The 21,815-nt window shown below is 67.9% G+C and carries 22 protein-coding genes; 13 read left to right on the forward strand and 9 right to left on the reverse strand.

All coding sequences use genetic code 11. The features are described from left to right. The first annotated feature begins 38 nt into the window (after positions 1–38). Positions 39–995 (forward strand): LysR family transcriptional regulator, encoded by a 957-nt coding sequence (locus ENSA5_RS33805; RefSeq protein ID WP_106395852.1) that lies wholly within the window; start codon positions 39–41, stop codon positions 993–995. Between the two features lie 60 nt (positions 996–1,055). After that, entirely contained in the window at positions 1,056–1,709 is a 654-nt protein-coding gene (locus tag ENSA5_RS33810) for a short chain dehydrogenase (protein ID WP_146156400.1), read from the forward strand. Between the two features lie 208 nt (positions 1,710–1,917). On the opposite strand, the gene ENSA5_RS33815 is transcribed toward ENSA5_RS33810, so the two are convergent. Both ENSA5_RS33815 and ENSA5_RS36660 read right to left on the reverse strand, forming a co-directional pair. After that, positions 1,918–3,342 carry a DUF4215 domain-containing protein gene (locus tag ENSA5_RS33815; protein ID WP_106395854.1) on the reverse strand — a complete coding sequence of 475 codons (1,425 nt, stop codon included), beginning with the start codon at positions 3,340–3,342 and terminating at the stop codon, positions 1,918–1,920. Positions 3,343–3,411: 69 nt separating this feature from the next. Beyond that, positions 3,412–3,597: a hypothetical protein gene (locus ENSA5_RS36660; RefSeq protein WP_181198437.1), complete on the reverse strand. Its 186-nt coding sequence runs from the start codon at positions 3,595–3,597 to the stop codon at positions 3,412–3,414. A gap of 164 nt (positions 3,598–3,761) precedes the next feature. Here ENSA5_RS36660 and ENSA5_RS38725 point away from each other — a divergent pair, with 164 nt between their 5' ends. Further along, positions 3,762–3,929, forward strand: a complete 168-nt coding sequence (locus ENSA5_RS38725; RefSeq protein ID WP_181198438.1) for a hypothetical protein — start codon at positions 3,762–3,764, stop codon at positions 3,927–3,929. Between the two features lie 6 nt (positions 3,930–3,935). Next, positions 3,936–4,127 carry a hypothetical protein gene (locus tag ENSA5_RS33820; RefSeq protein ID WP_106395855.1) on the forward strand — a complete coding sequence of 64 codons (192 nt, stop codon included), beginning with the start codon at positions 3,936–3,938 and terminating at the stop codon, positions 4,125–4,127. On the opposite strand, the gene ENSA5_RS33825 is transcribed toward ENSA5_RS33820, so the two are convergent. Beyond that, positions 4,114–4,917: a hypothetical protein gene (locus tag ENSA5_RS33825; RefSeq protein WP_106395856.1), complete on the reverse strand. Its 804-nt coding sequence runs from the start codon at positions 4,915–4,917 to the stop codon at positions 4,114–4,116. The two genes, ENSA5_RS33820 and ENSA5_RS33825, sit on opposite strands and share 14 nt — an antisense overlap. Before the next feature lie 349 nt (positions 4,918–5,266). On the opposite strand from ENSA5_RS33825, the gene ENSA5_RS36665 reads away from it, so the two are divergent. Further along, positions 5,267–5,590 carry a hypothetical protein gene (locus ENSA5_RS36665; protein WP_146156402.1) on the forward strand — a complete coding sequence of 108 codons (324 nt, stop codon included), beginning with the start codon at positions 5,267–5,269 and terminating at the stop codon, positions 5,588–5,590. A gap of 445 nt (positions 5,591–6,035) precedes the next feature. Beyond that, positions 6,036–7,505, forward strand: a complete 1,470-nt coding sequence (locus tag ENSA5_RS33835) for a hypothetical protein (protein ID WP_181198439.1) — start codon at positions 6,036–6,038, stop codon at positions 7,503–7,505. Between the two features lie 296 nt (positions 7,506–7,801). Here ENSA5_RS33835 and ENSA5_RS33840 read toward each other — a convergent pair whose 3' ends face one another. Beyond that, on the reverse strand, positions 7,802–8,308 hold the full coding sequence (locus tag ENSA5_RS33840; RefSeq protein ID WP_106395858.1) for a hypothetical protein: 507 nt from the start codon (positions 8,306–8,308) through the stop codon (positions 7,802–7,804). A gap of 43 nt (positions 8,309–8,351) precedes the next feature. After that, on the reverse strand, positions 8,352–10,124 hold the full coding sequence (locus ENSA5_RS33845; RefSeq protein ID WP_106395859.1) for a serine/threonine protein kinase: 1,773 nt from the start codon (positions 10,122–10,124) through the stop codon (positions 8,352–8,354). Positions 10,125–10,279: 155 nt separating this feature from the next. On the opposite strand from ENSA5_RS33845, the gene ENSA5_RS33850 reads away from it, so the two are divergent. From ENSA5_RS33850 to metK, 5 genes are all read left to right on the forward strand, one after another. Continuing rightward, positions 10,280–10,840 (forward strand): RNA polymerase sigma factor, encoded by a 561-nt coding sequence (locus ENSA5_RS33850; protein WP_106395860.1) that lies wholly within the window; start codon positions 10,280–10,282, stop codon positions 10,838–10,840. A gap of 87 nt (positions 10,841–10,927) precedes the next feature. Then, complete coding sequence (locus ENSA5_RS33855; protein WP_181198440.1) at positions 10,928–11,530, forward strand: hypothetical protein; 603 nt, start codon at positions 10,928–10,930, stop codon at positions 11,528–11,530. Between the two features lie 150 nt (positions 11,531–11,680). Continuing rightward, a complete protein-coding gene (locus ENSA5_RS33860; RefSeq protein WP_106395861.1) occupies positions 11,681–12,448 on the forward strand; it encodes a hypothetical protein in 768 nt (255 codons plus the stop codon). A gap of 10 nt (positions 12,449–12,458) precedes the next feature. Then, complete coding sequence (locus ENSA5_RS33865; protein ID WP_106395862.1) at positions 12,459–13,598, forward strand: hypothetical protein; 1,140 nt, start codon at positions 12,459–12,461, stop codon at positions 13,596–13,598. A 167-nt stretch (positions 13,599–13,765) separates the two neighbouring features. Beyond that, a complete protein-coding gene (gene metK, locus ENSA5_RS33870; RefSeq protein WP_106395863.1) occupies positions 13,766–14,905 on the forward strand; it encodes a methionine adenosyltransferase in 1,140 nt (379 codons plus the stop codon). 81 nt (positions 14,906–14,986) lie between these two features. Here the strand turns inward: metK and ENSA5_RS33875 are convergent, their stop codons facing one another. Together ENSA5_RS33875 and ENSA5_RS33880 are read right to left on the reverse strand one after the other, a co-directional pair. Then, positions 14,987–15,595: a hypothetical protein gene (locus ENSA5_RS33875; protein WP_146156403.1), complete on the reverse strand. Its 609-nt coding sequence runs from the start codon at positions 15,593–15,595 to the stop codon at positions 14,987–14,989. 130 nt (positions 15,596–15,725) lie between these two features. Then, positions 15,726–16,460, reverse strand: coding sequence for a type 1 glutamine amidotransferase (locus tag ENSA5_RS33880; protein ID WP_106395865.1), 735 nt, complete (start codon positions 16,458–16,460; stop codon positions 15,726–15,728). 54 nt (positions 16,461–16,514) lie between these two features. Here ENSA5_RS33880 and radA point away from each other — a divergent pair, with 54 nt between their 5' ends. Beyond that, positions 16,515–17,948 carry a DNA repair protein RadA gene (gene radA / locus ENSA5_RS33885; protein WP_106395866.1) on the forward strand — a complete coding sequence of 478 codons (1,434 nt, stop codon included), beginning with the start codon at positions 16,515–16,517 and terminating at the stop codon, positions 17,946–17,948. Between the two features lie 402 nt (positions 17,949–18,350). Here the strand turns inward: radA and ENSA5_RS33890 are convergent, their stop codons facing one another. After that, positions 18,351–19,214, reverse strand: coding sequence for a TlpA family protein disulfide reductase (locus tag ENSA5_RS33890; RefSeq protein WP_106395867.1), 864 nt, complete (start codon positions 19,212–19,214; stop codon positions 18,351–18,353). A 243-nt stretch (positions 19,215–19,457) separates the two neighbouring features. Here ENSA5_RS33890 and ENSA5_RS33895 point away from each other — a divergent pair, with 243 nt between their 5' ends. Then, positions 19,458–20,552 (forward strand): WD40 repeat domain-containing protein, encoded by a 1,095-nt coding sequence (locus ENSA5_RS33895; RefSeq protein WP_106395868.1) that lies wholly within the window; start codon positions 19,458–19,460, stop codon positions 20,550–20,552. A 314-nt stretch (positions 20,553–20,866) separates the two neighbouring features. Here ENSA5_RS33895 and ENSA5_RS33900 read toward each other — a convergent pair. Then, the coding region (locus ENSA5_RS33900; protein ID WP_181198441.1) for a hypothetical protein at positions 20,867–21,815 on the reverse strand (949 nt) is incomplete at its 5' end.

The raw sequence follows: 21,815 nt of genomic DNA on the forward strand, positions 1-21,815 counted from the left end.
CTCGACGCGATCGGCCGCCAACCTGCACTCGGGCCGGCATGAGCAGCGCGAATGACCGCAGGTGGGCCGGGGCTCTGGCCGGGCTCGACGCCAACTTGCTCGTGGCCCTCGACGCGCTCATCACCGAGTCGAACGTGACCCGAGCTGCGAAGCGGGTCGGGGTGACGCAGTCGGCCATGAGTCAGACGCTCGGGCGGCTGCGCCGGCAGTTCGACGATCCGATCCTGGTCAAGGTCGGTCGACATATGGAGCTGACTCCCTTTGCGTCGCGGATCCGTGCGCGCCTCCACGCGGCGATCACCGAGCTCGAGGCCGTGGTCCGCGACCGGCCCGTGTTCGACCCGGACACGGCGACCGAGCGCTTCGTCATCGCCACCGTCGACTACCTGGCGATGTTGCTTGCGCCGGCCTTGCGCCGCCTCGTCGCGACCGAGGCCCCGGGCGTGCGCCTGGCGATCCATGCCCTCGATGACGGGTCGATCAGCGGGCGGCTCGCCGAGGGCATTGTCCAGCTCTACGTCGGCGTGCGCGGCGAGACCGAGCGCGCGCTCGAGACCCAGCCGCTGCATCGCGAGGAGCTGTCCGTCGTGGTTCGGCCCGAGCATCCGCTGGCCACGGCCGAGCTCACCGTCGAGGCCTACGCCGAGGCCACGCACGTGCACGTGAGCCCCCGGCGCGAGGCCGGGTCGATCGTCGATCGGGGTCTGGCGGCCGTGGGGCACACGCGGGCGGTCGCGGTCGAGGTGCCCTACTTCGCGCTGTTGCCAGGCCTGATCCGTGGGTCCGACCTGATCGCCACGGTGCCCAGCCGCATCGCGCGGTACCTCGCCGACGAGTTCGGGCTCGTGGTCCGCGAGCCGCCGCTCGAGCTGTCGGGCTTCGACGTGTGCATGGCCTGGCACCCGAGCTTCGCCGCGGAGCCGTCGTTGATCTGGCTGCGGGATGCCGTGGCGCGGGTTGCCGGTGCGGACGGGCGCGAGCATTCGCGCAGCTGATACCTCGGTCTCGCGGTCGGATTGGTGGGCAGCGGGGTTGTGGCCCACGGTGAGTGGGCAATGACCGACAACGCCACTGTGTCCACCCATCGCCAGCCTGAGACGAACAAGCAGCGGGTCCTCCTCATCGGAGCGAGCGGCCTGATCGGCGGCTCACTTCGTGATCTGCTCGAGACCGGCGCTCGCGCGCTGCGCTACGAAGTCATCGGCCTGAGCCGCTCCAGTGACCCGAAGCTCGACCTCGAGGACCGAGACTCGATCATCCGCTGCTTCGCGGCGCTCGGACCCTTCGACCATGTCGTCGTCACCGCTGGTGAAGCCCGCTTCGCTGGGTTCGAAGCCCTCGACCACGCAGCCTTCGACCTCGGCCTCCGGAGCAAGCTGATGGGGCAGGTCAACCTGACCCTCGCCGCTGTGCCGCACCTCCCGGAGGGGGGATCCGTGACGCTCACCAGCGGCGCCCTGGCTCAGAGCCCGTTCCCCGGGAGCGCCCCGGTCGCGCTCGTCAACGGCGCGCTCGAGTCCTTTGTTCGTGCGATCGCGCTGGACATTCCCGACACGCGCAGGGTCAACGTCGTCAGTCCGGGGTGGATCGAGGACACCTTGACCGCGCTCGGCATGGACCCGAGCGGTGGGGTCTCGGCCCACGAGGTGGCGAGGCGCTACGTTCACGCGATCGAGGGCGACATGCGGGGGCAAGTTCTCGCCCTGTGATGGCGCGCTGCACCTCGAACTCGTTGTTCGATGGCTGTCGTGACCGTCGGGCCCCAAACACGGGCCCCCTCCAGCCCTGCGCGGAGCCCAACGGCCACGACACAGCCTCATCAACGAGCCCGAGCTGCCCGCCGTGGACCCCGGAACGGACTTTAGATCTGCGATCTACGTACCCGCTGCGACGGCGCCGCTCTAGCAGCCCGGGCTGCTAGAACACGGTGAACGCGATGCTGCCGATGAAGGGCGCCAGCGCGGGCCCCTGGCCGAGGTTCGGGAAGCAGCTGCACATCTCCTCGTCGTCGTTGAACGACAGCTCACCCCCGGGCGTCCAGTCGCCGAAGTTGCGCGGGCCTTCCTGCCCGACCGTGAAGTTGTAGGGCGCCACGAGCAGCTTGATCTTATTGTAGTAAGTATCGTTCAGCGGATCATCGTAGGTCATGATCACATAGCCATTGCCAAGCGACCCACCGCAGCCGCTGTTGTTCGAGTTCTTGCCCGAGATTCGCAGCAGGTCACCGTTGTCGAGGGTGATGATCCGGTCGTGATTGTAGACCTCGTATTGGTTGTTGCCCGCGTTCGTCGAGGTCAGCTCGTCGTAAGTCCAGACGCCGACCTTGGGCCCGCTGCCCTGGTACACGACCATGTTGTTGGCGTCGCGCACGGTGATCTGGACGTTCTCGCCGGGCATGTCGACGCAGGCGTCGAACCAGTCGATGCCCATCAGATCGGTCTGATCAGTGTTATCCAAGAAGAAGCAGTACTCGGCCACGCAGTCGGCTGTGCAGCCGTCATCGCTGACGTTGTTGCCGTCGTCGCAGCCCTCGACGCCGGCCTGGTGGTAGCCGTCGCCGCAGTACGCGGGCGCGCAGCTGCCCGGGCACTCGTCGGTGTCGTCGAGGTTGCCGTCGTCGCAAGTCTCGGTCCCCTCCCACAAGAAGCCGTCGCCGCAGGTCGCGGGTACGCAGGTGGGCGAGATGCACGCATCGCTGTTGTCGAGGTTGCCGTCGTCGCAGACCTCGACGCCGGCCTGGATGTAGCCGTCGCCGCAAAACGCCAGCTGACAGGCGGGGCAGTCGTCGCTCGTGTCCATGTTGCCGTCGTCGCACTGCTCGCCGTCCTGGAGGATGCCGTCGCCGCACAAGCCGGGGGTGCAGGTCATGGTGCAGCTGTCGGCCTCGTTGTCGTTGCCGTCGTCGCACTCTTCGACGCCGTCCTGGACGAAGCCGTCGCCGCAGGTTGCGTTCTTGCAACCTGACACGCACTCGTCGGTGTCGACGCCGTTGCCGTCGTCGCACTCCTCGAAGCCCTCGTAGACGTAGCCGTCGCCGCAGCTGGCGATGGTGCAGTCGGGGGTGCACTGGCCGGACGCGGAGTTCATCGGCCCGAGGTCGCACTCCTCGCCAGGGTCGACGACCCCGTCACCGCAGTTTTCGTCGCCGTCGCCGTCGCCGTCGCCGGGGTCGCCGTCGCCGTCGCCGCTGCCCGTCTCGCCATCACCATCACCATCGCCGTCGCCGGGGTCGGTCGTGAAGGTCCCGAAGGTGTCGTCGCCGTCGCCCGCGCCCGAGGGACAGGCGGTGAGCGTGAGGAGACTCGACGAAATCAGCGCAGTGGAAGCAAAGGTGCGTGCCATGAGCGAGATTCTCGCGTCGATCCGGGCTCCGCCCAAGCACTTTGTAGCGGCCACGTGCCCGCGCAGTCGTCAGCCGAGCCCCTCGAGCTCTTCGGCCGTGTGACGGGGCGGTCCCACGCTCGAAGCTCGAACATCAGGACCCGCCGCGCGGGCTGGGTCGTCCGGATCACGAGCGCGCTCGAGCAGCGCGGCGTCACCCTCGACGAAGCGCGCCGTGCCCCAGATCTTCACGCGGATCCGATTGGGGGAGTCCATCAAGAACATGAAGGCCTTGAGGTTCTCGGACAGCTTGCCCCGCGAGATGTACTGGCGGTTGCCAGCCTAGCAGCCCGGGCTGCTAGCAAGACGCGCAACGGCACAATGGCGTCCCGCCGCAGGTGATCCCATTCGCCTGCTGCCTCAACGGGCCGCGGGAGGGCGTGCTCTACCTCGACCTGACAAGCAGCGGTGGCGGCCGCGTTGTCGGCTACTTCGAGGCGAAGCCGGCCTGGACGGGCCGAAACACCGAGGGGACGTGGCTCGACGTCGCCGACAGCTTCGCCGGCTATCTCGAAGCCCTCGTCGAGGAGTCCCCCGAGGGGGGATAGGCCCGAATGACCTATCTCTGCCTCGGTGAGCTCGTCGGTCTCGGCAGGGAGCAGTTCACCATGGTGGTCCACGCCGACGCGCACGAGGACTTCACGCCGGACGAGCCGTGGGACCTCGAGGGCCGCGTCGTGCACGTCCGCGACGGACATTCGGAGCTGGCGTGGGAGGGCCCTGAGCTGGCGATCACTCGATGGTGACCTCGGCCCCGGCTGGGAACGTGGCGCTGACCTCGAAGCTCTCGCTGATCTCGCCCATCGACGGCTCGTAGAAGAACACCTCGCACACGCCGTCGGTGCAGGCCATGCACTCGTCTTCGACGGGGCAGGTCTCGCTGAGGTTGACGCGCACGGTGTAGTCGCCCTCGACCAGGGTCCGGACCTCGCAGGTGTCGCCGGGTGGGTTGACGCAGTCGTCGTACTCGGCCTCGCAGGCCTCGGGCAGCGCGGTCTCGGTCCACAGCGCGCCGTTCCACTCGACCTGGGCCTCGGCCCCGGGGTTGATGATGAAGCCCGCGGCCCCGCCGTCGGAGCAGCTCCAGCCGCACAGGTCGCTGGAGCAGGCGAACGCGTAGGTGCCCGCGTGATCCCAGAGCACCGGCTCGCCCCCGACGTCGATCTCGACCTTGCCGTAATTGCAGGTGAACGAAGAGTAGGGCGTGACGAAGATCGCCGCGTCGCGCTCGTTGCGGATCGTGATCAGCGCGGTCTCACCGCTCGGCGTGGCGTCGTCTGGCAGCTCGCACTCGCCCTCGCCCTCGGTGTCGGTGTCGGTGCCGTTGGTGGTCGGTCCGAAGTCGTCGCTCATCGTCGCGGGCACGCCGTAGGCTGCCTCGGCGCGGCCGAGACAAGCGGCGAGGGTCAGACCCAGCCCGACGCTCGCGCCGACGCGGAGCGCACGCGAGCCGGTCCCCGGCAGCGGCGCCTCGCAGTGCGGGCAGCGAGGGTCTAGCAGAAGGACGTGGCAGTCGCAGGCAGGGCAGACGCGCATGCCCGACCATACCAACCGAGGCGCGAACAAAGCGACCGAGAAGTAAAACTAGCAGTCCGAGGTGCAATACATCGTGTCGCCTCGCGCCGGAATTTTCGCTGAGGGCGCGAAGCCAAAACGCCGCTGTACCGGGCGTACTGCAAGTTTTGGCGACAAAGCCCTCGGCGAAAAGGCCAAGCGAGGCGGCGCGAGGCATTGCACCCCGGGCTGCTAGCCCCTTCACCTGAGGAAGGGGACTCGCCCGCGTTGACGGCCTCGAACTCGGCGAGGTCGAAGCCGCCGGGGAGCGCGGGCGGCCTTCGGCGATCCAACCCGCGGCGATCCGCTGGGCCTCGTCGAGCAGCGAGTCGTGCTCGACGACGGCCACGGCCTTGCCGATCACGTGGGCCTCGGCCCCGGTCGGCTTCCAGCCCTCGGGCTCGAGCAGGCGCTCGGCGTTGGCCGAGCACAAGAGTTTGGGGAAAGTGACGCTCGAGCAGCCCTCGGGCGCCTTGGGCCAAACGCCAAGCATCATTCGCGCGAGATGACGATGAAGGTTGAAATCGAAGGGAAGTACGGCGGGCCGCGCCTTCGCTATGGGTTGTGGGTCGCGTTCTTCAAGCAGGCCCCGTTTGGGAAGTGGGCCGCCGAGGTCGCCGCCGCGTTTGAACTCTTGCGAACTTTCGCCGCCTGAGCGACGCGACCCCACCCGGCCGCGATGGCCCCCTCGTGCCGACCACCCCCGGGGCTGACGAAGCCGTGCGCTTCGTCGCCAAACATGGCGGAGTTGAGCACGAACTCGGGCAAGTTGAGCCCGGCTCACCGTCTGCGGACAGCCTCTCACGCGTCACAAAGCTCGCCGAAGCAGCTTTGCGCCATATGCGCGACGTAAAATTGGTACTTGGGCGGCCTCGAGCGCCCTCATCGCTCTTCACGCCTTCTCTTCAACCATTGACGCGGGCTCCATTCCGAGATGCACTCTCACCATGTCAGCTCGCTCCCCCTCCTCGTTTCAACTCGTGATTTTCCTAAGCGCCCTGACCCTCGGCTGTGGCTCGTCTTCCGCCGAAGATGTAGGAGCGGACGCCGGAAGCATGGATGCGGGTGGCATCGACGACGGGAGCACGGACGGCGGGAGCATGGACGACGGGAGCACGGACGGCGGGAGCATGGACGGCGGGAGCATGGACGGCGGGAACACGGACGACGGGAACACGGACGGCGAACCTCCCTGCACCGATTGTACGCTCACCCTCACCGAGCTCCGCGCGTTTCCTTCCGCCGAAGGTGCCGGCTCCATCACTACGGGCGGCCGCGGCGGCCGCGTCCTGCACGTCACCACCTTGGCCGACAGCGGCGCCGGCAGCCTCCGCGCGGCGCTCATGGAGACTGGCCCGCGCACCATCGTCTTCGACGTCTCGGGGCGAATCCACCTCGACGAGCGGATTGAGCTCATCGTCGAGAACAGCGACTTCACCATCGCTGGCCAAACCGCACCGGAAGGCGGCATCACGATCTCGGGCCGCCCGCTCCTGCTTGCCGGCGGCTACAACCGGCCGATTTCGAGCACCGACAACGTCATCATCCGACACCTGCGCGTCCGCAACGGGAGCTACACCGGTGAGCCCGACGTGTACGACCACAACGGTATCATCAGCGGCGGCAGCGAGCGCTTCATCTTCGACCATCTGTCGATGAGCTTCAACGATGACCAGGCGATCTCCATCGCGCCTTTCTTTGCGCCCCTCACCGACGGCACGATCAGCCGCAGCATCTTCTCGGAGAACGCCACGGGCATCATCATCGGCGCCGCTTCTCGGGCCAACCCCGCCGAGCGCATCAGCACCTCCCACAATCTGTTTGTGCACCAGGGCCACCGCACGCCGAACCTCGCCATCACCGGCCGCATCGACGTGACCAACAACGTGCTGTTCAGCTGGGGCTCCCGCCTCACCAACGTCAGCGGCGCGGGCATCGAGCTCAACTACATCGGAAACCACATGACGCCCGGCAGCGAGTACGCTGGCGTCGGCCAAGACAACAAGGTGCAGAACCCCGACGAGTCGGACCCGCCGCAGATCTACACCGCCTTCAACTACCACCGCGACCGCTACCCCACCCCCCAGCTCGACGACGGCGAGCTCTGGACGGACTTCTTCTCCGCGACGCTGATCCCCGCGGACTATCGCACCACGACGCAGTTCCCGCTCTTGGCGGCGACGACCGTGACGAGCGCCGAAGAGGCCCGCGCCGATGTCCTCGCCGACGTGGGCGCCTACGCCTTCGTCAGCGACGCCGGCGTGCCCGGACGCTACGTCGACAGCTACGACACTTTGCGCCTCCAAGACGTGGAGGACGAGGTCACGCGGAACCCGTTCAACAAAGAGTGGACACAGCCTGTGCTGCCCGAGAACACCCGCGGTGCGGCCTTCTACGACACCCTCGCGGACATCCCCGAGTTCTTCGTCGTCCAGCACGGCGTGACCTCGAACGACCAGGTCATCGACACCTACGACTTTGGCACCTACCAAGTAGAGAACGCCGCGGGGTACAGCGCGCTGGAGATCTACCTCGCCTACGCCGCCGGCGACTTCGAACGTTTGCGCTGAGAATCGGGGATCCTCGCGCCGCACAACGGCCCACTTGCACTGCTGCCCGCCCGGTCACAGACTCGAGGCTTCTGACTGGGCTCACGCTGCTTCGACATCCGTTCGTAAAAGACACTTCAATCCCGGACTCCGAGCTGTCACGTCTTCAAGGCGCGCTGCCGGAGTTGCGGGTGCTTCGCGAAGGGACCGAACCATGGGGTCCCTGGCCGTGGCTCGACGATGTGACATTGAAGCCGACTCACACAGGCAATGGTGCTCGCCTGAGTCTGTGTGAGTCGAACGGAAAGGAGAACAGGTCAGTCGTAGCAGTCGACCGTGCCATCCTCCTTCATGTATCCCCACCAGCACCAGGAGAGCTCACCCGGGCAGTTCTCTTCCACGGGGATGGAAAGCTCGTAACAGTCGCCGTTATAGCAGCACAGAGCTTCCTCCTGGATGTAGTCGGGTGCCATGATCGTCACCCCGGTGCAACCAGACGCACAGGTCTCGGGCAGTGGTTGGTAGCAGACGACGCTGTAGTCTGCGAGGAGTTCACCGAACTCGCAGTACAGCCGCTTGCCAGCGGCGCACGCCGAGTCCGGCGGGGCACCAGTACACTGGGCCCCCACGGCCCCGAAGGTGCAGCACACGTCGTCGTCCCAGACGGGCGCATCTGCCCCGGTCTGAGCACAGAAGCGAGACACAGCGGTCCCGTTCGCGTCGGTGATCGGCTTGTTGTCGGCGTCCAGATAGACGTCGGCGCACAAGTCTGGCGCGAGAGGATCGAGCAGGAGGGTGGAGAGGAGAATGATCGCGGTTGTCATCCGCGAATCGTACCGTCGCGTTTCTTCGTCGCGAGTTCTGCTATCAATCTCCGCGTATGCACCCGACGAGGGCCGTCTCGAGAGTGGGCCCCAAGGGTGGGCAGGCTCCCATCGCCTGCGCTCGCTCCGCCTTGCAGGTGGCGAGCCGCTCCGGATCGCAGTCGGCCGCGGCACCAAGGCACTCGCCATGCTCGGTCAGCGCTGGGACTGAGCAATCGAGATACTGCTTCACGGCGCTCTCGTGGTCAGCGAGCAAACCAGCGAGGCACCGGTGCACTGCAGCGGCGTCGCGGCCCTTGCAACGGTCGTCGGCTGGACTGAGCGCGTCCTCGCAAGCGCAGACTTGCTCGAGTTGACCGAGCGACAGCTCGGTGAACTCGGTGACGAGCAAGGTCTCGGCGGAGACCATGCGATCCCAATCGTCGCGGATCCCCTGGATCTCCGTGGCTGCGCCGTCGGACGGGTGCGCACTCAAGTAGGCCAGCATGGCCTGGCCGCGCAGACCCGTATTCCTCGCCTGGTACGGCTTCTGGTGTTCGACAGCGAGCGAGCGCTCATGCAGCGCTCGCGCGAGCTCGAGGGTCTCCCCCTCGATGCTGGTGCCTTGCACATGGGCGCCTTGAACCGCCAGGTTCCACTCTCGGGACACGATGTCCAACTCGCCCCTCTCGATATGCGGCATCAGCTGCGACACGAGTGACTCGGCCGCGACTTCCTTCTCTCCTTCGTCGGTTGCACCGTCGGTGTCAGAGCTGTCCTCCGCTTCTAGGATCGTCGTGCCTCGGACGGGTTTGATCCCGGTTTCGGAAACTGTGTCCGTGAGTGTCATCACGAGCCATGCCGTCATCGCGGAGCTCCCCACGACCAACCCGACCCCCGACGCCGCGAGCCAGCGCCAGCGCTTGCGCTCCTCGGGCCGCTCCCGGATCTCCTTGAGCGCGGCGAGCAAACTGTCCATGTCCGGCCAGCGCTCCCCAGGGTTGATCGCCAATCCGCGCGCGATCACCTGCCGCAGCCGCCTCGGGATCTCCGGTGCGGTCTCTGCGGGGTCCGTCTGCAGCACCCCGCCCTCCATGGCCTCGAGGATCGCTACCTCGGTCGGCGCGTCGAAGGGCCGCTTGCCGTAGAGGCACTCCCACACCGACACGCAAAACGAGAACTGATCCGACCGCTCGTCGCCTCGCCGCCCAAGCAAGCGCTCGGGCGCCATGTAGTCGGGGGTCCCCGGTTCGTAGCTGTCCTCGGCCGGGTCGTCCTCGCCCGTGATGTGTTCCCGCAGCGCTCGCGCGATACCGAAGTCCGCGACGCGGACGCGCTTGTCCCGACCGAGCAGCACGTTGTCGGGCTTGAAGTCGCCGTGCTCGAGCCCGGCGGCGTGGGCAGCCGCGAGGCCGCGACCAGCGAGGACGTAGAAGTCGACGATCTGCCACCAGGTCGGCCGCTGCGTGCTGATCCACTTGCGGCCGTCCATGCCGTCGATGAACTCCATGATCAAGGCGACGTCACCGTCGACCTCGTCTGTCCCGTGGATCGTGACGACGTTGGGGTGCGAGAGCTTGGCGAGGCACTTGGCTTCGTGGATGACCGCCTCCCTCGCCTCGTCTCGGGGGAGCTTCCATAGCTTGAGCGCGACCTCGCGCTCGATTTTGGGGTCGTAGGCCCGGAAGACCACGCCCATGCCAGCCCCGCCGAGCAGCTCGAGCAGCTTGAAGCGGCCGAACTCGTGCCCCGGGCTGGCCTCGACTTCGTCGATCAAGTCGAGCCAGCGCGCCGAGGGGATGCGACGTTCGCTGGACTCTTGTAGCTCGCGGGACACTCGGTCGCTCCGTGGAGTGGGATTCTATATCAGCTCAATGCGATGCATGTGCGGTCGACGGCGACGGATCTGTCGGATCGCCTGCGCGGACGCGTGATCGGATCGCGCTTCGTCGCGTGCGCGACCCCGATGATCCGCGTGTACTCTCAGCACCGATGTCACTCGACAGCATGCTTCGTGACTACAAGAAGTGTCGGACTGAGAATGGTCGAGAGCGGGCCAAGACCATCCTCCTTCGAGAGACCCGGGTCGTGTTGCTGAGCTACTTCCGAAGCCGCGTCGCTCGTGCCGACGCCGAGGATCTCGCGCAGGCGGCCTTGAAAATTATCAACGACGAGTTCGATGGCTTCGAGCCCGCTGGCCCGCGGGCATTTCGTTCTCACGTGTTTACAGTAGCGAAGAACCGCCTGCGGACCCATTCGCGCCAGCAAGGCCAGCGCAAGCGCCACGTTCCGGTCGAGTGGGCCGTCGAGCCCGAGCTTCCCGACATACTTGTCTGGAAGGAGCGCTTCGATCTTCTGCGCGCGGCGCTGGCCCTCGTACGCTCGACCTTGCGCCGGGCGTTCGAGAGCCGGCTTCGCGGCGAGAGTGCGCGTACGCTCGCGCGCCGTGAGGGGATCAAGACCGTGAGTGGGCGGGCTCGGATCCGGCGAGCGCGGATCGCAGTGGAGATGGAGCTAGAGAAGCTCATGGCCACGCGTGAGCCGACGCGCTGACGGACGGGCAACGCTTCGTCGGCTTGGTGCCTGCCGGGAACTTGGCGATCGTCGGCAACGTATCGCTAACTCTCCGCCTCTGGGGGCGTGTCGCCGCGCACCGCCGAGATCCTCGAGGAGGCCGAGCGCCGCGCTCTCGCCCAAGTGGTTCGGTCCCACCCAGACTGGACCCTCGAGAAGTTGCTCAGCCAGCTCGACGGGCCCCGGGGCGAGGGATTGGCCAAGGTCACGCTCGCGGAGCTGCGCGCGGATCCAGACGTGCTCCTGCGCTTCGACGGCGGGCCGCCGATCAACCTGCGCCGGCTGAAGCGGGCCAAACTGGCCACGGGGGCGCAGTTCGACGGCTACGTATACCGCGTACTCGAGCGCGCGCCCGGCCCCGTGTGTGGTCCCTACCTGCGCGCGCGCGTCGGGGGTCCCCGGTGGAAGCTCCAGGGCGCGCTGGCCCGGCTCGAGGCCGAGGGCCTCGTCGATCACGACGGGGCAACCTCGGCGATGCGCTACTGGTTGGTCGAAGATCGCCGACGGCTCACTGCCCGAGCTCGAGTTCGAGGGCGACGAAGGTCCGTCGCTTCCCGCATAGCTGTAGCGGGCACTTCCCGGCATACGACTCGGCGATCCGTAACCATATGGTCGTGGCGATGTCTTGGGGAGCTCTCCACGGCGCTCGCTTTCGAAAGCGCCGAATGATCGATCGGTTGGCACGAAAAAAATAGGACTTACTAATCGACAACTCCACGAACGAGACATGAAGACGACATGTCACAGGTGATCGATGAGTTGCAAAAGGTCGAACAAGATCGATGGATCGACGAACCCATTCGATCATGTGGTCCACCGATGGACACTTCGATATTCAATCGATCGGACTACATCTTGGCTCTGATCGCGGCCTCGATCGGCGCCGCGCCGGCCAGTGTCGCCGACAAGTTCTTGGACGACACCGGCGTGCGCTGGTATGTGCTGAGCGACACGATCTCCGAGCCCCGGCTCTCGACGGTGTTCGCGGCGGTCGATCGCCTGCTCAGTCGCGCGGTGGCGCTGAAGGTTCACCACGCACAGGAGCCGTTCCCGCGGCGTCAGGTGATGTTCGGTAGCCACGCCATGGCTCGGCTCGAGCACCCCAACGTGGTCCGCGTCTACGAACTCGGCGAGCAGGACGACTGGCTGTACTTCGAAAAGAAGCTCGTCTACGCGAACCGGCGCCGGGTCAAGGGTCGACGCGGTCGTCACCTGATGCGTCAACGAGGCGAGCTGCTCGAGCGGCCCTTCGCTCACATGTACGGGCCGACGAGCATGGGTCGGACCCACCTACGACGGCACGACAACATCCTCAAGCGGGTGCTGATCCACAACGCCGGCTACAACCTGGGGCTGCTGATGCGCAAGACATTCGGAGTCGGGACCCCGCGAAGCCTTCAAGGGAGGCTTGCGGCCTTCTTTTCGCTCCTCATGGTGCTCGTCGACCTGGTGCGTGCGTGTATCAGCGCTCGTGTCGTCGCTCGGCCCGGCTCTGACCGCGACTGCGCTGTCCGTCGCCCGTGGAGTCGAGGCCGGGAGATCACCTCGACCGTGCCTCACAAACTCCTTTCCACCCCGGCCTGCTAGGCTGGCGCCCGTGCGGCTCCTCCCTCGCTACTCGAGCACCGCGATCGCAGCCGCCGCGTTCGCGGTGACCCTCGCCGCCGCCTGCGGCGGCGGCGAAGACGAGACCGCCGGTCCCGCGGAGACCGAGACCGAGACCGAGACCGAGACCGGAACCGAAACCAACGAAGCCACCGCGCTCGGCGACGACTGCGAAGACACCAGCTTGGTCGTCAGCGCCCCCACAAAATTAGCCGCGACCCTTCGCAACGCCACGCCGCCCCCCGCCGACAGCTCGACCTGCGGCGCCGACGGGCCCGTGGTGTTCGTCCGCGTGACCATCGAGGACCGAGTCGACGCGACCTTCAGCGCGCGCGGCCGCGCCTACACACCCAAGCTCTCGGTCCTGCTACCGGGCTGCGTTGCGAGCCCCACCGACCCCGAGCGCGTGCTCGCCTGCGCCGACGCCCTGCCGACCACGCTCACGGACATCGGCCCTAACCTCGAGCTGCTCGTCGCGCTCGGCATCGCCGCAGACGACCCCGCGCTCGAGCTACCCGCGGCCGAGGCCGAGCAGGCCGACCCCCTCGACTTCGAGCTCGACATCGAGCTGCGAGCGGTGCTCGGCGAGGACCAGGCCTGCGGCTCGGGGCAGGGCCGCTGCGAGGCCGGGACCGTGTGCCTGAGCGCCGACGAGGACGGCGCCGAGGTCTGGCGCTGCCGCCGACCGCCAGCCGACAGCTGCGTCGCGCCCGGGCAGCTCGCGGTGCCCGAGCCCGGCGCCGCCGCCTTGGTCGAGATCTCCCCCGACGAAGCGCACAGCGACGCCCACGAGCACCCGTGCACGGGCTGGCGCCGACCCGAGCGCGTCGAGCAGCTCGAGCTGCCCCCGGGCTTGCCCGCCAACGCCACGCTCGTCGTTCGCGCCGACGATCCCCGCGTCGGCCTGGCCCTGCGCGGCCCGAGCTGCCTGCCCGAGCAGGCCCTCGCGTGTGCGCCCGCGAGCGCGAGCGAGAGCGAGACCACGCTCGCGTGGGGCGGCGCGGGTGAGCTGTCCGCGCTCGCGGAGGCCAACGACGCGCCGCTGCTGTTCATCGAGCTGCCCCAGCCCGCCGACGACGAGGCCGACCCGCCCACGCCGATCACCGTATCGGTCGAGATCGTCTCGGACTGAGCCCGCCCCGATCCTGCCCCAAACCGGCCAACACGTGAGCGTGGGGACCCTGGCGCTCGGCGCCGTCTGCCGCCGCCACGCAGTTGACGACCCGTTCGCGGGACCCCTATCCTGCGCCACCCTCGGCCCGCTCAACGCGAAGGCCGACTCGAGGAGCACTCCAGTTCATGGCACGAAGTCTGTTCACTAGCGAGTCCGTCACCGAAGGACACCCCGACAAGATCTGCGACAAGGTCAGCGACGCGATCCTCGATGCGATCATCGGCGACGACCCGCACTGTCGCGTCGCCTGCGAGACCATGGTCAAGACCGGCTTCGTGGTCGTCGGCGGCGAGATCACGACCTCGACCTACGTCAACATCCCCAAGATCGTCCGCGAGACGGTGACCGAGATCGGCTACGTCCACTCGGACATGGGCTTCGACGGCCACTCCTGCGGCGTGCTCGTTGCGATCGAGGCCCAGAGCCCCGACATCAACCAGGGCGTCGACCGGAGCGAGGGCGATCAGGGCGCGGGCGACCAGGGCATGATGTTCGGCTACGCGTGCCGCGAGACCGAGGTGCTCATGCCGCTGCCGATCCACCTCGCCCACAACCTGACCGAGCGCCTGACCCACGTGCGCAAGCAGGACTCGAGCACCTTCTTGCGGCCCGACGGCAAGAGCCAGGTCTCGGTCGTCTACGAGGACGGTAAGCCCGTCGAGATCGACACCGTGGTCATCTCGACCCAGCACGCCGAGTCGGTCAGCCACGAGCGCCTGACCGAGTTCGTGATCGAAGAGGTCATCAAGCCGATCCTCCCGGCCGACCTGCTCAAGAACCCGACCTATCACATCAACCCAACCGGGCGCTTCGTGATCGGCGGGCCGATGGGCGACGCGGGCCTGACCGGGCGCAAGATCATCGTCGACACCTACGGCGGCATGGGTCGCCACGGCGGCGGCGCGTTCTCGGGCAAGGATCCGTCCAAGGTCGACCGCAGCGCGGCTTACTACGCCCGCTACATCGCCAAGAACCTGGTCGCGGCCGGGCTCTGCGATCGCTGCGAGGTCCAGCTCGCCTACGCGATCGGCGTGGCCGAGCCCGTCAGCATTCGGGTCGAGAGCTTCGGGACCGGCAAGGTCTCCGACGAGAAGCTCTCGCAGCTGGTCCGGGCCAACTTCGACGCCCGGCCCGGCAAGCTGATCGCCGAGCTGGACCTGCTCAAGCCGATCTTCAAGCGGACCGCCGCCTACGGCCACTTCGGCCGCGAGGGCTTCTCATGGGAAGGCCTCGGCAAGGTCGAGGCCCTCAAGGCCGCGCTCTGAGCTCACGCTGAGCTCGCTCGCGCCACCGTCGGCGCTCACGGCTCGTCCGTGAGCGCCGATGTCTTTTGTCCCTGAAAGAAATTACTTCTCGGGCATCGGGATCGAGTTGATGATCTGCTTGCAGTTCTCGAGCTGCGTCGCGGGGCCCCAGCACTTGGTGTAGCTGTCCGGGCGGAACCCGAGCACGAAGATCATGTTGTCGCTCTCGCGTTTGAGCTCGATCACATGAACCCCTGCCTCGTTGGTGGCCGCGGTGGTGATCTCTGAGTTGGAAACCGTCCATTTGGTCGCCTTCTTGGCCTTCTCCAGGGTCTCTTCGCCCCCCGTGGTCTCGTAGTCGACGTAGAGCGTCTCGGAGCCGTCGGCGCTGAGCGGAAATCGGTAGTGCCCGCCCTTGTCGCTCATGCTCGAGGTCTCAGCGCCCTTCGGCATCAACATCTTGCCGAGGAAGGGCTCCTCGATCTCCTCGAGGTTGACCTCTCCCGGGGTCACCTTCGGCGCCTCATCGACGGGGGGCTCGGCGACCTGTTCGGGCTTCTCGGGCGTCTCGGCCTTGTCGGCCTTCTCGGCCTTCTCGGCCTTGTCGGCCTTCTTGTCGTCTTGCTTCTTGTCGCCCTCGCTGGACTTGCTGTCACAGGCGATGACCATGAACGCGGTCGCGACGATGATTGGGAGAACTCGAGTCTGCATGATGTTCCTGTCTCGTGAATTACGAATACGAGCGATGACGCCCGAGGCCGACAAGAATGCCCTATCAAAGGGTGAGAACAAAATTGTCGATTTCACCACGTGCGCGTCAGTCTTCGTCAGCCGCGGGCGATCAGCCGGAGCGCTTGCCCGACGCATCCCCGAGCACATCGGCGAAGCGAGCCAGGAGCCCGTGGGTCTCGTGTGAGGGCCGAAGGATCTCGAGGACCGCGTCGATCTCGTCCGCGTAGAGCTCGTGGTATCGCATCACCCGGCGGCGGTTGTCGTCCTCGGTCAGCTCGGGATGAAACTGGGTCGCCCACACCAAGCCCTCACCGAAGCGTGCGGCCTGAAAGGGGCTGCGCTCGCTGCTCGCGAGGTGCCGCGCCCCCGTGGGCAGGCGCGTGACGTGATCCTTGTGGCCTTGCTGGGCCAAGAAGCGCTCGGGGAGGCCACCAAAGATCTCGTCGCTGCCCGCGTCCGGCGTGAGCCCGATGTCGAAGGTCCCGACCTCGGCGCGCTCGCCGTCGTGGACGACCTCGCCGCCGAGGGCGAGCGACATCGCCTGGAAGCCGAAGCACGACGCGAAGGTCGGAAACCCGCGCGCGGCCGTCTCGCCCAGGAAGTCGAGGAGGCGCTGGATCGGCGGGACGTCGTCGAGGACCGAGAACTCGCCCGAGCCCCCGACCAGGACCGCGTCAAAGCGCTCGTAGATGCTGTCATCGAGGGACTCGGCCAGCACGTCGAGGGCCACGACCTGGCCGGGGTCGACCTCGAGCCGACGCACGAAGCAGTCGACCTCCTCGGCGCGCACGGGGTCGGAGGCCGCGCGGATCTGCAGCAGACAAAAAGACAGGTCGCTTCGCACGCGAGCGGTCTACCAGGGCAGGTCCGGCTCGAAAAGGGGCGTACCATTCGCGCGATGGCCAAGGCCAAGCGAAGCAAGCAAAAGACCCGCTGGCAGTGCAGCGCGTGCGGAGCGACCACGAGCGGATGGTTCGGCCAGTGCCCTTCGTGCCGCGAGTGGAACACGATCGAGGAGCTCAGCGAGCGACCGACGGCCGGCGAGCGCGTGGTGCTCGCAGCCCCGGGCGCGAAGTCGAAGCCGGTCCCGGTCACCGAGGCCCAGGCCGAGGCCGCGGGCGAGACCCGGCTGCGCACGGGCATCGCCGAGCTCGACCGGGTCCTCGGTGGCGGGCTCGTGCCCGGCAGCCTCGTGCTGCTCGGCGGCGCCCCGGGGATCGGCAAGTCGACGCTGCTCCTCCAGGCCTGCACGGGGCTGGTCAGCGCGGGCGAGGGCGAGCGCACGGTCCTGTACGCGAGCGGCGAGGAGTCGATCGCCCAGGTCGCCAACCGAGCGGCGCGCCTCCGCGGCGGCAGCTTTGGGCCCGGCGACGAGCACCTGCTGCTGCTGGCCGAGACCCGCATCGAGGCGATCCTCGATCATGCCGCGGACCAGGCTGGGCGCCGCCCCGACGTGCTCGTCGTCGACTCGATCCAGACCGTCTACAGCGACGCGCAAGAGGGCCTGCCCGGCAACATCAGCCAGATCCGCAGCGTCACCGGCCACCTCCTGAGCTGGGCCAAGACCACCAAGGTCCCGGTCGTGATCGTCGGTCACGTGACCAAGGACGGCCAGCTCGCCGGGCCGCGCCTGCTCGAGCACATGGTCGACGCCGTGCTCAGCTTCGAGGGCGACGAAGAGCGAGCCACGCGGATGCTCCGGGCGAGCAAGAACCGCTTCGGCAGCACCGCCGAGCTCGGCGTGTTCGAGATGACCGGCGTCGGCCTGCGCGAGATCGAGAACCCGAGCGAGGCCTTCTTGGCCGACCACCCCGAGCAGGCGATCGGCTCGGCCGTCACCGCCTCGCTCGAGGGCTCGCGGCCGCTGCTGCTCGAGGTCCAGGCCCTGCTCGGGCCGAGCCCCGGGGGCTCCCCGCGGCGGACCTGCGTCGGCGCCGATCCCAACCGCCTCGCGATGCTGCTCGCGGTCCTCGACCGCCACGCGGGCCTGTTCGTCGTCGATCAGGACGTATTCGTGAACGTCGCGGGCGGCCTGCGCCTCAACGAGCCCGCGGCCGATCTCGCGGTGCTGCTCGCGGTCGCTAGCTCGCACATGCGCAAGCCGATCCCAGCGGGCACCGTGATCATCGGCGAGGTCGGCCTGACCGGCGAGCTGCGCCGGGTCCCGCGCCTCGACGAGCGCCTCGCCGAGGCCGCGCGGCTGGGTTTTTCTCGCGCGGTCGTATGCGGCCGCGGCCGCGACTCGAAGCGCAAGGCCCCGCGCAAGACCGGCCTCGAGCTCATCGAGGTTCAGACCGTCGCCGAGGCGGTCGAGCTGACCTTCGACGCCTGAACGCAAAGCGATCGTAGAGTCGCTGACGGCCGCGGGGGTCTAAAACAGCCCCCTTCTAGGGGGCCACGCAAACGATTGCGAAGCTCATCCCAGCCCACCGAGCGAGGGAGCGCAGCGACCGAGCGACCGGCCGCTTGCGGCCGTGCGTGGCAGAGTCGCTGACGGCCGCGGGGGTCTAAAACAGAATCGCTGACGGCCGCGGGGGTCTAAACCAGCCCCCTTCTAGGGGGCCACGCAAACGATTGCGAAGCTCATCCCAGCCCACCGAGCGAGGGAGCGCAGCGACCGAGCGACCGGCCGCTTGCGGCCGTGCGTGGCAGAGTTGCTGACGGCCGCGGGGGTCTAAAACAAAGTCGCTGACGGCCGCGGGGGTCTAAAACAGCCCCCAGCCCCCAGCTCCCTTTACAGGTACTGATCGACGAAGAAGAGCGCCAAGAAGGGGTTGTCGCCGGGGCCCGGGATACCCCAAAATTCCACCCCCAGCTCGGGTTCGAGCAGGAAGAAGAACGGGTACTGGCCGCCGTTGTAGATCCCGCGGACCTGCTGGGTCTCGTCGACGAGCACCGGGATGTGGTTGTCCTGGTGGGCCGCGTACCACGACTCGCTGTCACTGAGCGTCGGCGGATTGCCGGCCGCGTCCTCGACGATGATCGTGATCCACCAGATCCGCAGGCTGTAGACCTTGTCGCGGACCGTGGGGTAGGCGGTCTGGAGCGAGGCCGTCTCGGCGTTGTCGACCCCGGCGATCCAGTTGGCCATGTTGTGGCACGGCCCGCACCACTGCGCCGACATGTCGATGATCATGTAGGAGGGCTCGCCCGTCTCGTTGCTCGTGAAGTTGGCGAAGTCGTAGATGTCGACCGAGTCACCGTGCTGGTCGAGGAACTCGGCCCGCGGAAAGGGGCTGCCCGTCGCGGTCGTCGAGGTCGCCCAGCTGCCCTGCTCGAGGTCGTCTTTGTTGGGGTAGTAGGGCCAAAAGCCCTGGTAGATCCGGCTGTTCAGGTCGAGGGGGTCGGTGCCCTCCCAGACCTCCCAGCTGTCCCAATAATTGTCCTCGTCGGTGTCCTTGCTGTTGGGATCGGTGCCGAGCATCTCCTCCTCGACGTCGCTCAGGCCGTCCTCGTCGCTGTCGAGCTCGGCGGCCCCGTCGCCTGTGTCGCCTGTGTCGCCTGCGTCGTCGCCCTCATCGGTCCCGAACTCGGCGGCGGTGGCGTCTGCTTCGCCGCCCTCACCGCCCCCGCCGGCGTCACCGCAGCCTGGGGACACGAGCAGCGCACCAGCGCCAATGACAATCGAGAGGGGATTACTTTTCACGGTCAACTCCGATGCCGAGCGGGGACCCCGGCGGTGGAAACATAGCATGGACAACTGTCGCCGCGATCGCGAGCAAGTTCCGCTGGGAGCAGGCTCCCCGGCCCGCTCGCGGGGCACATGCGACACTCCCCCCATGCCGCGTGGGTCGTCGAGGCCCGGCGCGGCTGAGGCGGCCTCCCGGGGTAGTATTCGCGGGTGCGAAGCAAGAGCAGGTTGTGGGCCCCGGCGCTGGCGGCCGCGACGCTGATCGGCTGCGGTGAGGGCCCGCGCGCCGAGCCGAGCGCGAGCGTCGAGGCGCCCCCGCAGGCCAGGGCCGGAGAGCTTCGCGCGCCCGACACCCAACCGACGCCGCCCGAGGCCAAAGCGACCCCGGCAGCGACACCGACCGACCAGGCGCCCGAGCCGAGCGCTTCGGCGCCGCTGCCCGTGTTCGCCGTCGCGCGCCTGGGTCACGCGGGCCCGGTCACCGACCTCGCGTGGTCGGACGACGGGGCCACGATCGCCACGGTCGCAAGCGACGGCGAGGTCCGGCTGTGGGACGCCACGAGCTACGCGCTGACCCGAACCCTCGACGGGCCGCCGGGCGAGCACCGCCGGGTCGCGCTGACCCGCGACGGCGCGACGGTCGTGGCCAACGCCGAGCACGAGGTCCGAGCGTGGGACGCCAAGACCGGCGCGCTGCGGCACACCCTGGCCCACACGGGCGAGACCTTCGCCGTGGCGATCTCGGGCGACGGCGCCACGATCGCTTCGGGTGGCGCCGACGGCCTCCGGATCTGGGCCGCCGACGGAGCACCGCGGCACCACGTCGAGTTGCGGGGCAAGCAGGTCGCGAGCCTGGCGGTCAGCGGCGACGGGGGGACCCTCGCGTCCGGGTGGGATGACGGCCGCGTGCGCTTGTATGAGGCCGCGAGCGGGGAGCTCACGCGCACGATCAAGACCGGGGCCGATCCCGAGACCCTCGCGTACTCGCGCGACGGCACGCGGCTGGCTGCGCGCAGCGGCGACGAGAGCTTCAGGATCTTCGACGCCACCACGGGTAAGGCCCTGGCCAAGATTCCGCTCGCGCATCCGCTCGCGTTCGGGGTCGGCGACCACCTGCTGCTCGGAACCAACACGCCCGGCGACGGCGAGGTCGAGGTCTCGGTCATCGACGTCGGCCCCGCTCAGATCGTGCGCGGGTTTCTGGGCCACGAGGCCGGGATCACAGCGGCCGCGTGGTCGCCCGACGGAAACACCTTCGCGACCGCGAGCGCGGACACGACCGCGCTGATCTGGGCGGCGCCCTAGCAGCCCGGGGTGCTAGCAGCCCGGGGTGCAATGCCTCGCGCCGCCTCGCTTGGCCTTTTCGCCGAGGGCTTTGTCGCCAAAACTTGCAGTACGCCCGGTACAGCGGCGTTTTGGCTTCGCGCCCTCGGCAAAAATTCCGGCGCGAGGCGACACGATGCATTGCACCCCGGGCTGCTAGGCCTGAATCTTCAAGGGGCCTTTCGAAAAGGGGCCTTTCGAAAAGGCCCCTCGCTGCGGCGGCGAAGCCCCCTCCGCTCACCCCCAAACGCTCGCCTCCCGGCTCGTACTATCCCTGGCGCGAGCAGCCTGCCAGGCTAAACCCCGCAGGCCAGGGCCTGCTCCCCGCAGTTTTGGTCGATGCAGGCCTGATCCTCGCAGGCGTGGTTGGCGATGCAACCGTTGAGGTCGAAGAACACAAACTGCTGATCGAAGGCGCCGTTGTGCAAGCAATTGGTCTCGCACAGCACCGCCCCCTCGCAGGCCTCGGTGCACTCGTAGATCTTGGCACAGTCCGCCTCGCCCGACACGCACACCCCCCACTCGCCCGCGCACAATTCCTCGGTGCAGGCGAAGGTGTCACACATCGCAAACTCGGCGCAGGCCCCGAGCGCCTCCGCCTCGAGCTGCGCGTTCGGGGTCAGCGGCGGCGCGCAGTCGAGCGCGCAGTCCTGGTCGTAGCCGCACCCGATCAGGCAGTCGACGAGCGGGGGGCAAGACAGGCCGTCGCTGCCTCCGCCGACGCAGCTGACGTACTCATTGGCGCAAAACTCCGTCAGGCACGCGTCGTCGTTGCAGGCGTTGTCCAGCGCGCAAGCCTCGAGCTCCGCGACCTGGGCCAGGGCCAGGGGCGTCGCCTCGTAGTTGCACGCGGCTTCGCAGGGCTCGTCGCCGCCGCACAGATCGACGCAGGTCGTCAGCTCGAGGCAGGTGTCGTCACCATGGTTGCAGGCGAAGGCCTCGGGGTAGCAGTTCTCGTCGATGCACACCTCGTCGAGGCACGCGTTGTCGCCGATGCACTGGACCAGCGCCGAAGACTCCGCCAACGCCTCGGGGCTCGCCTCGGCCAGGCACATGTCCTGGCAATCGGTGTCGCCCATGCAGGCGACGACGCACTCGTTGACGATCGGACACGTGGCGTCGCCGTCCCTCTCCCGGTCGCCGTCGCCATCTCCATGGCCATGGCCATGGCCAGAGTCCCCGTCTCCGTCCCCGTCTCCGTCCCCGTCCCCAGAGTCCCCGTCCCCATCGCCATCTCCAGAGTCC

Source organism: Enhygromyxa salina (genome assembly GCF_002994615.1).
Taxonomy (GTDB): Bacteria; Myxococcota_A; Polyangia; order Nannocystales; family Nannocystaceae; genus Plesiocystis; species Plesiocystis salina_A.

Bases quoted from the DNA above. Each gene is read 5' to 3' on its own strand.
- ENSA5_RS33815 (WP_106395854.1), bottom strand. From the start codon at position 3,342: ATGGCACGCACCTTTGCTTCCACTGCGCTGATTTCGTCGAGTCTCCTC.
- ENSA5_RS33840 (WP_106395858.1), bottom strand. From the start codon at position 8,308: ATGACAACCGCGATCATTCTCCTCTCCACCCTCCTGCTCGATCCTCTC.
- ENSA5_RS33875 (WP_146156403.1), bottom strand. From the start codon at position 15,595: ATGCAGACTCGAGTTCTCCCAATCATCGTCGCGACCGCGTTCATGGTC.
- ENSA5_RS33860 (WP_106395861.1), top strand. From the start codon at position 11,681: ATGGACACTTCGATATTCAATCGATCGGACTACATCTTGGCTCTGATC.
- ENSA5_RS36660 (WP_181198437.1), bottom strand. From the start codon at position 3,597: ATGGACTCCCCCAATCGGATCCGCGTGAAGATCTGGGGCACGGCGCGC.
- metK (WP_106395863.1), top strand. From the start codon at position 13,766: ATGGCACGAAGTCTGTTCACTAGCGAGTCCGTCACCGAAGGACACCCC.
- ENSA5_RS33810 (WP_146156400.1), top strand. From the start codon at position 1,056: ATGACCGACAACGCCACTGTGTCCACCCATCGCCAGCCTGAGACGAAC.
- ENSA5_RS33835 (WP_181198439.1), top strand. From the start codon at position 6,036: ATGGACGACGGGAGCACGGACGGCGGGAGCATGGACGGCGGGAGCATG.
- ENSA5_RS33850 (WP_106395860.1), top strand. From the start codon at position 10,280: ATGTCACTCGACAGCATGCTTCGTGACTACAAGAAGTGTCGGACTGAG.
- ENSA5_RS33825 (WP_106395856.1), bottom strand. From the start codon at position 4,917: ATGCGCGTCTGCCCTGCCTGCGACTGCCACGTCCTTCTGCTAGACCCT.
- ENSA5_RS33820 (WP_106395855.1), top strand. From the start codon at position 3,936: ATGACCTATCTCTGCCTCGGTGAGCTCGTCGGTCTCGGCAGGGAGCAG.
- radA (WP_106395866.1), top strand. From the start codon at position 16,515: ATGGCCAAGGCCAAGCGAAGCAAGCAAAAGACCCGCTGGCAGTGCAGC.
- ENSA5_RS33805 (WP_106395852.1), top strand. From the start codon at position 39: ATGAGCAGCGCGAATGACCGCAGGTGGGCCGGGGCTCTGGCCGGGCTC.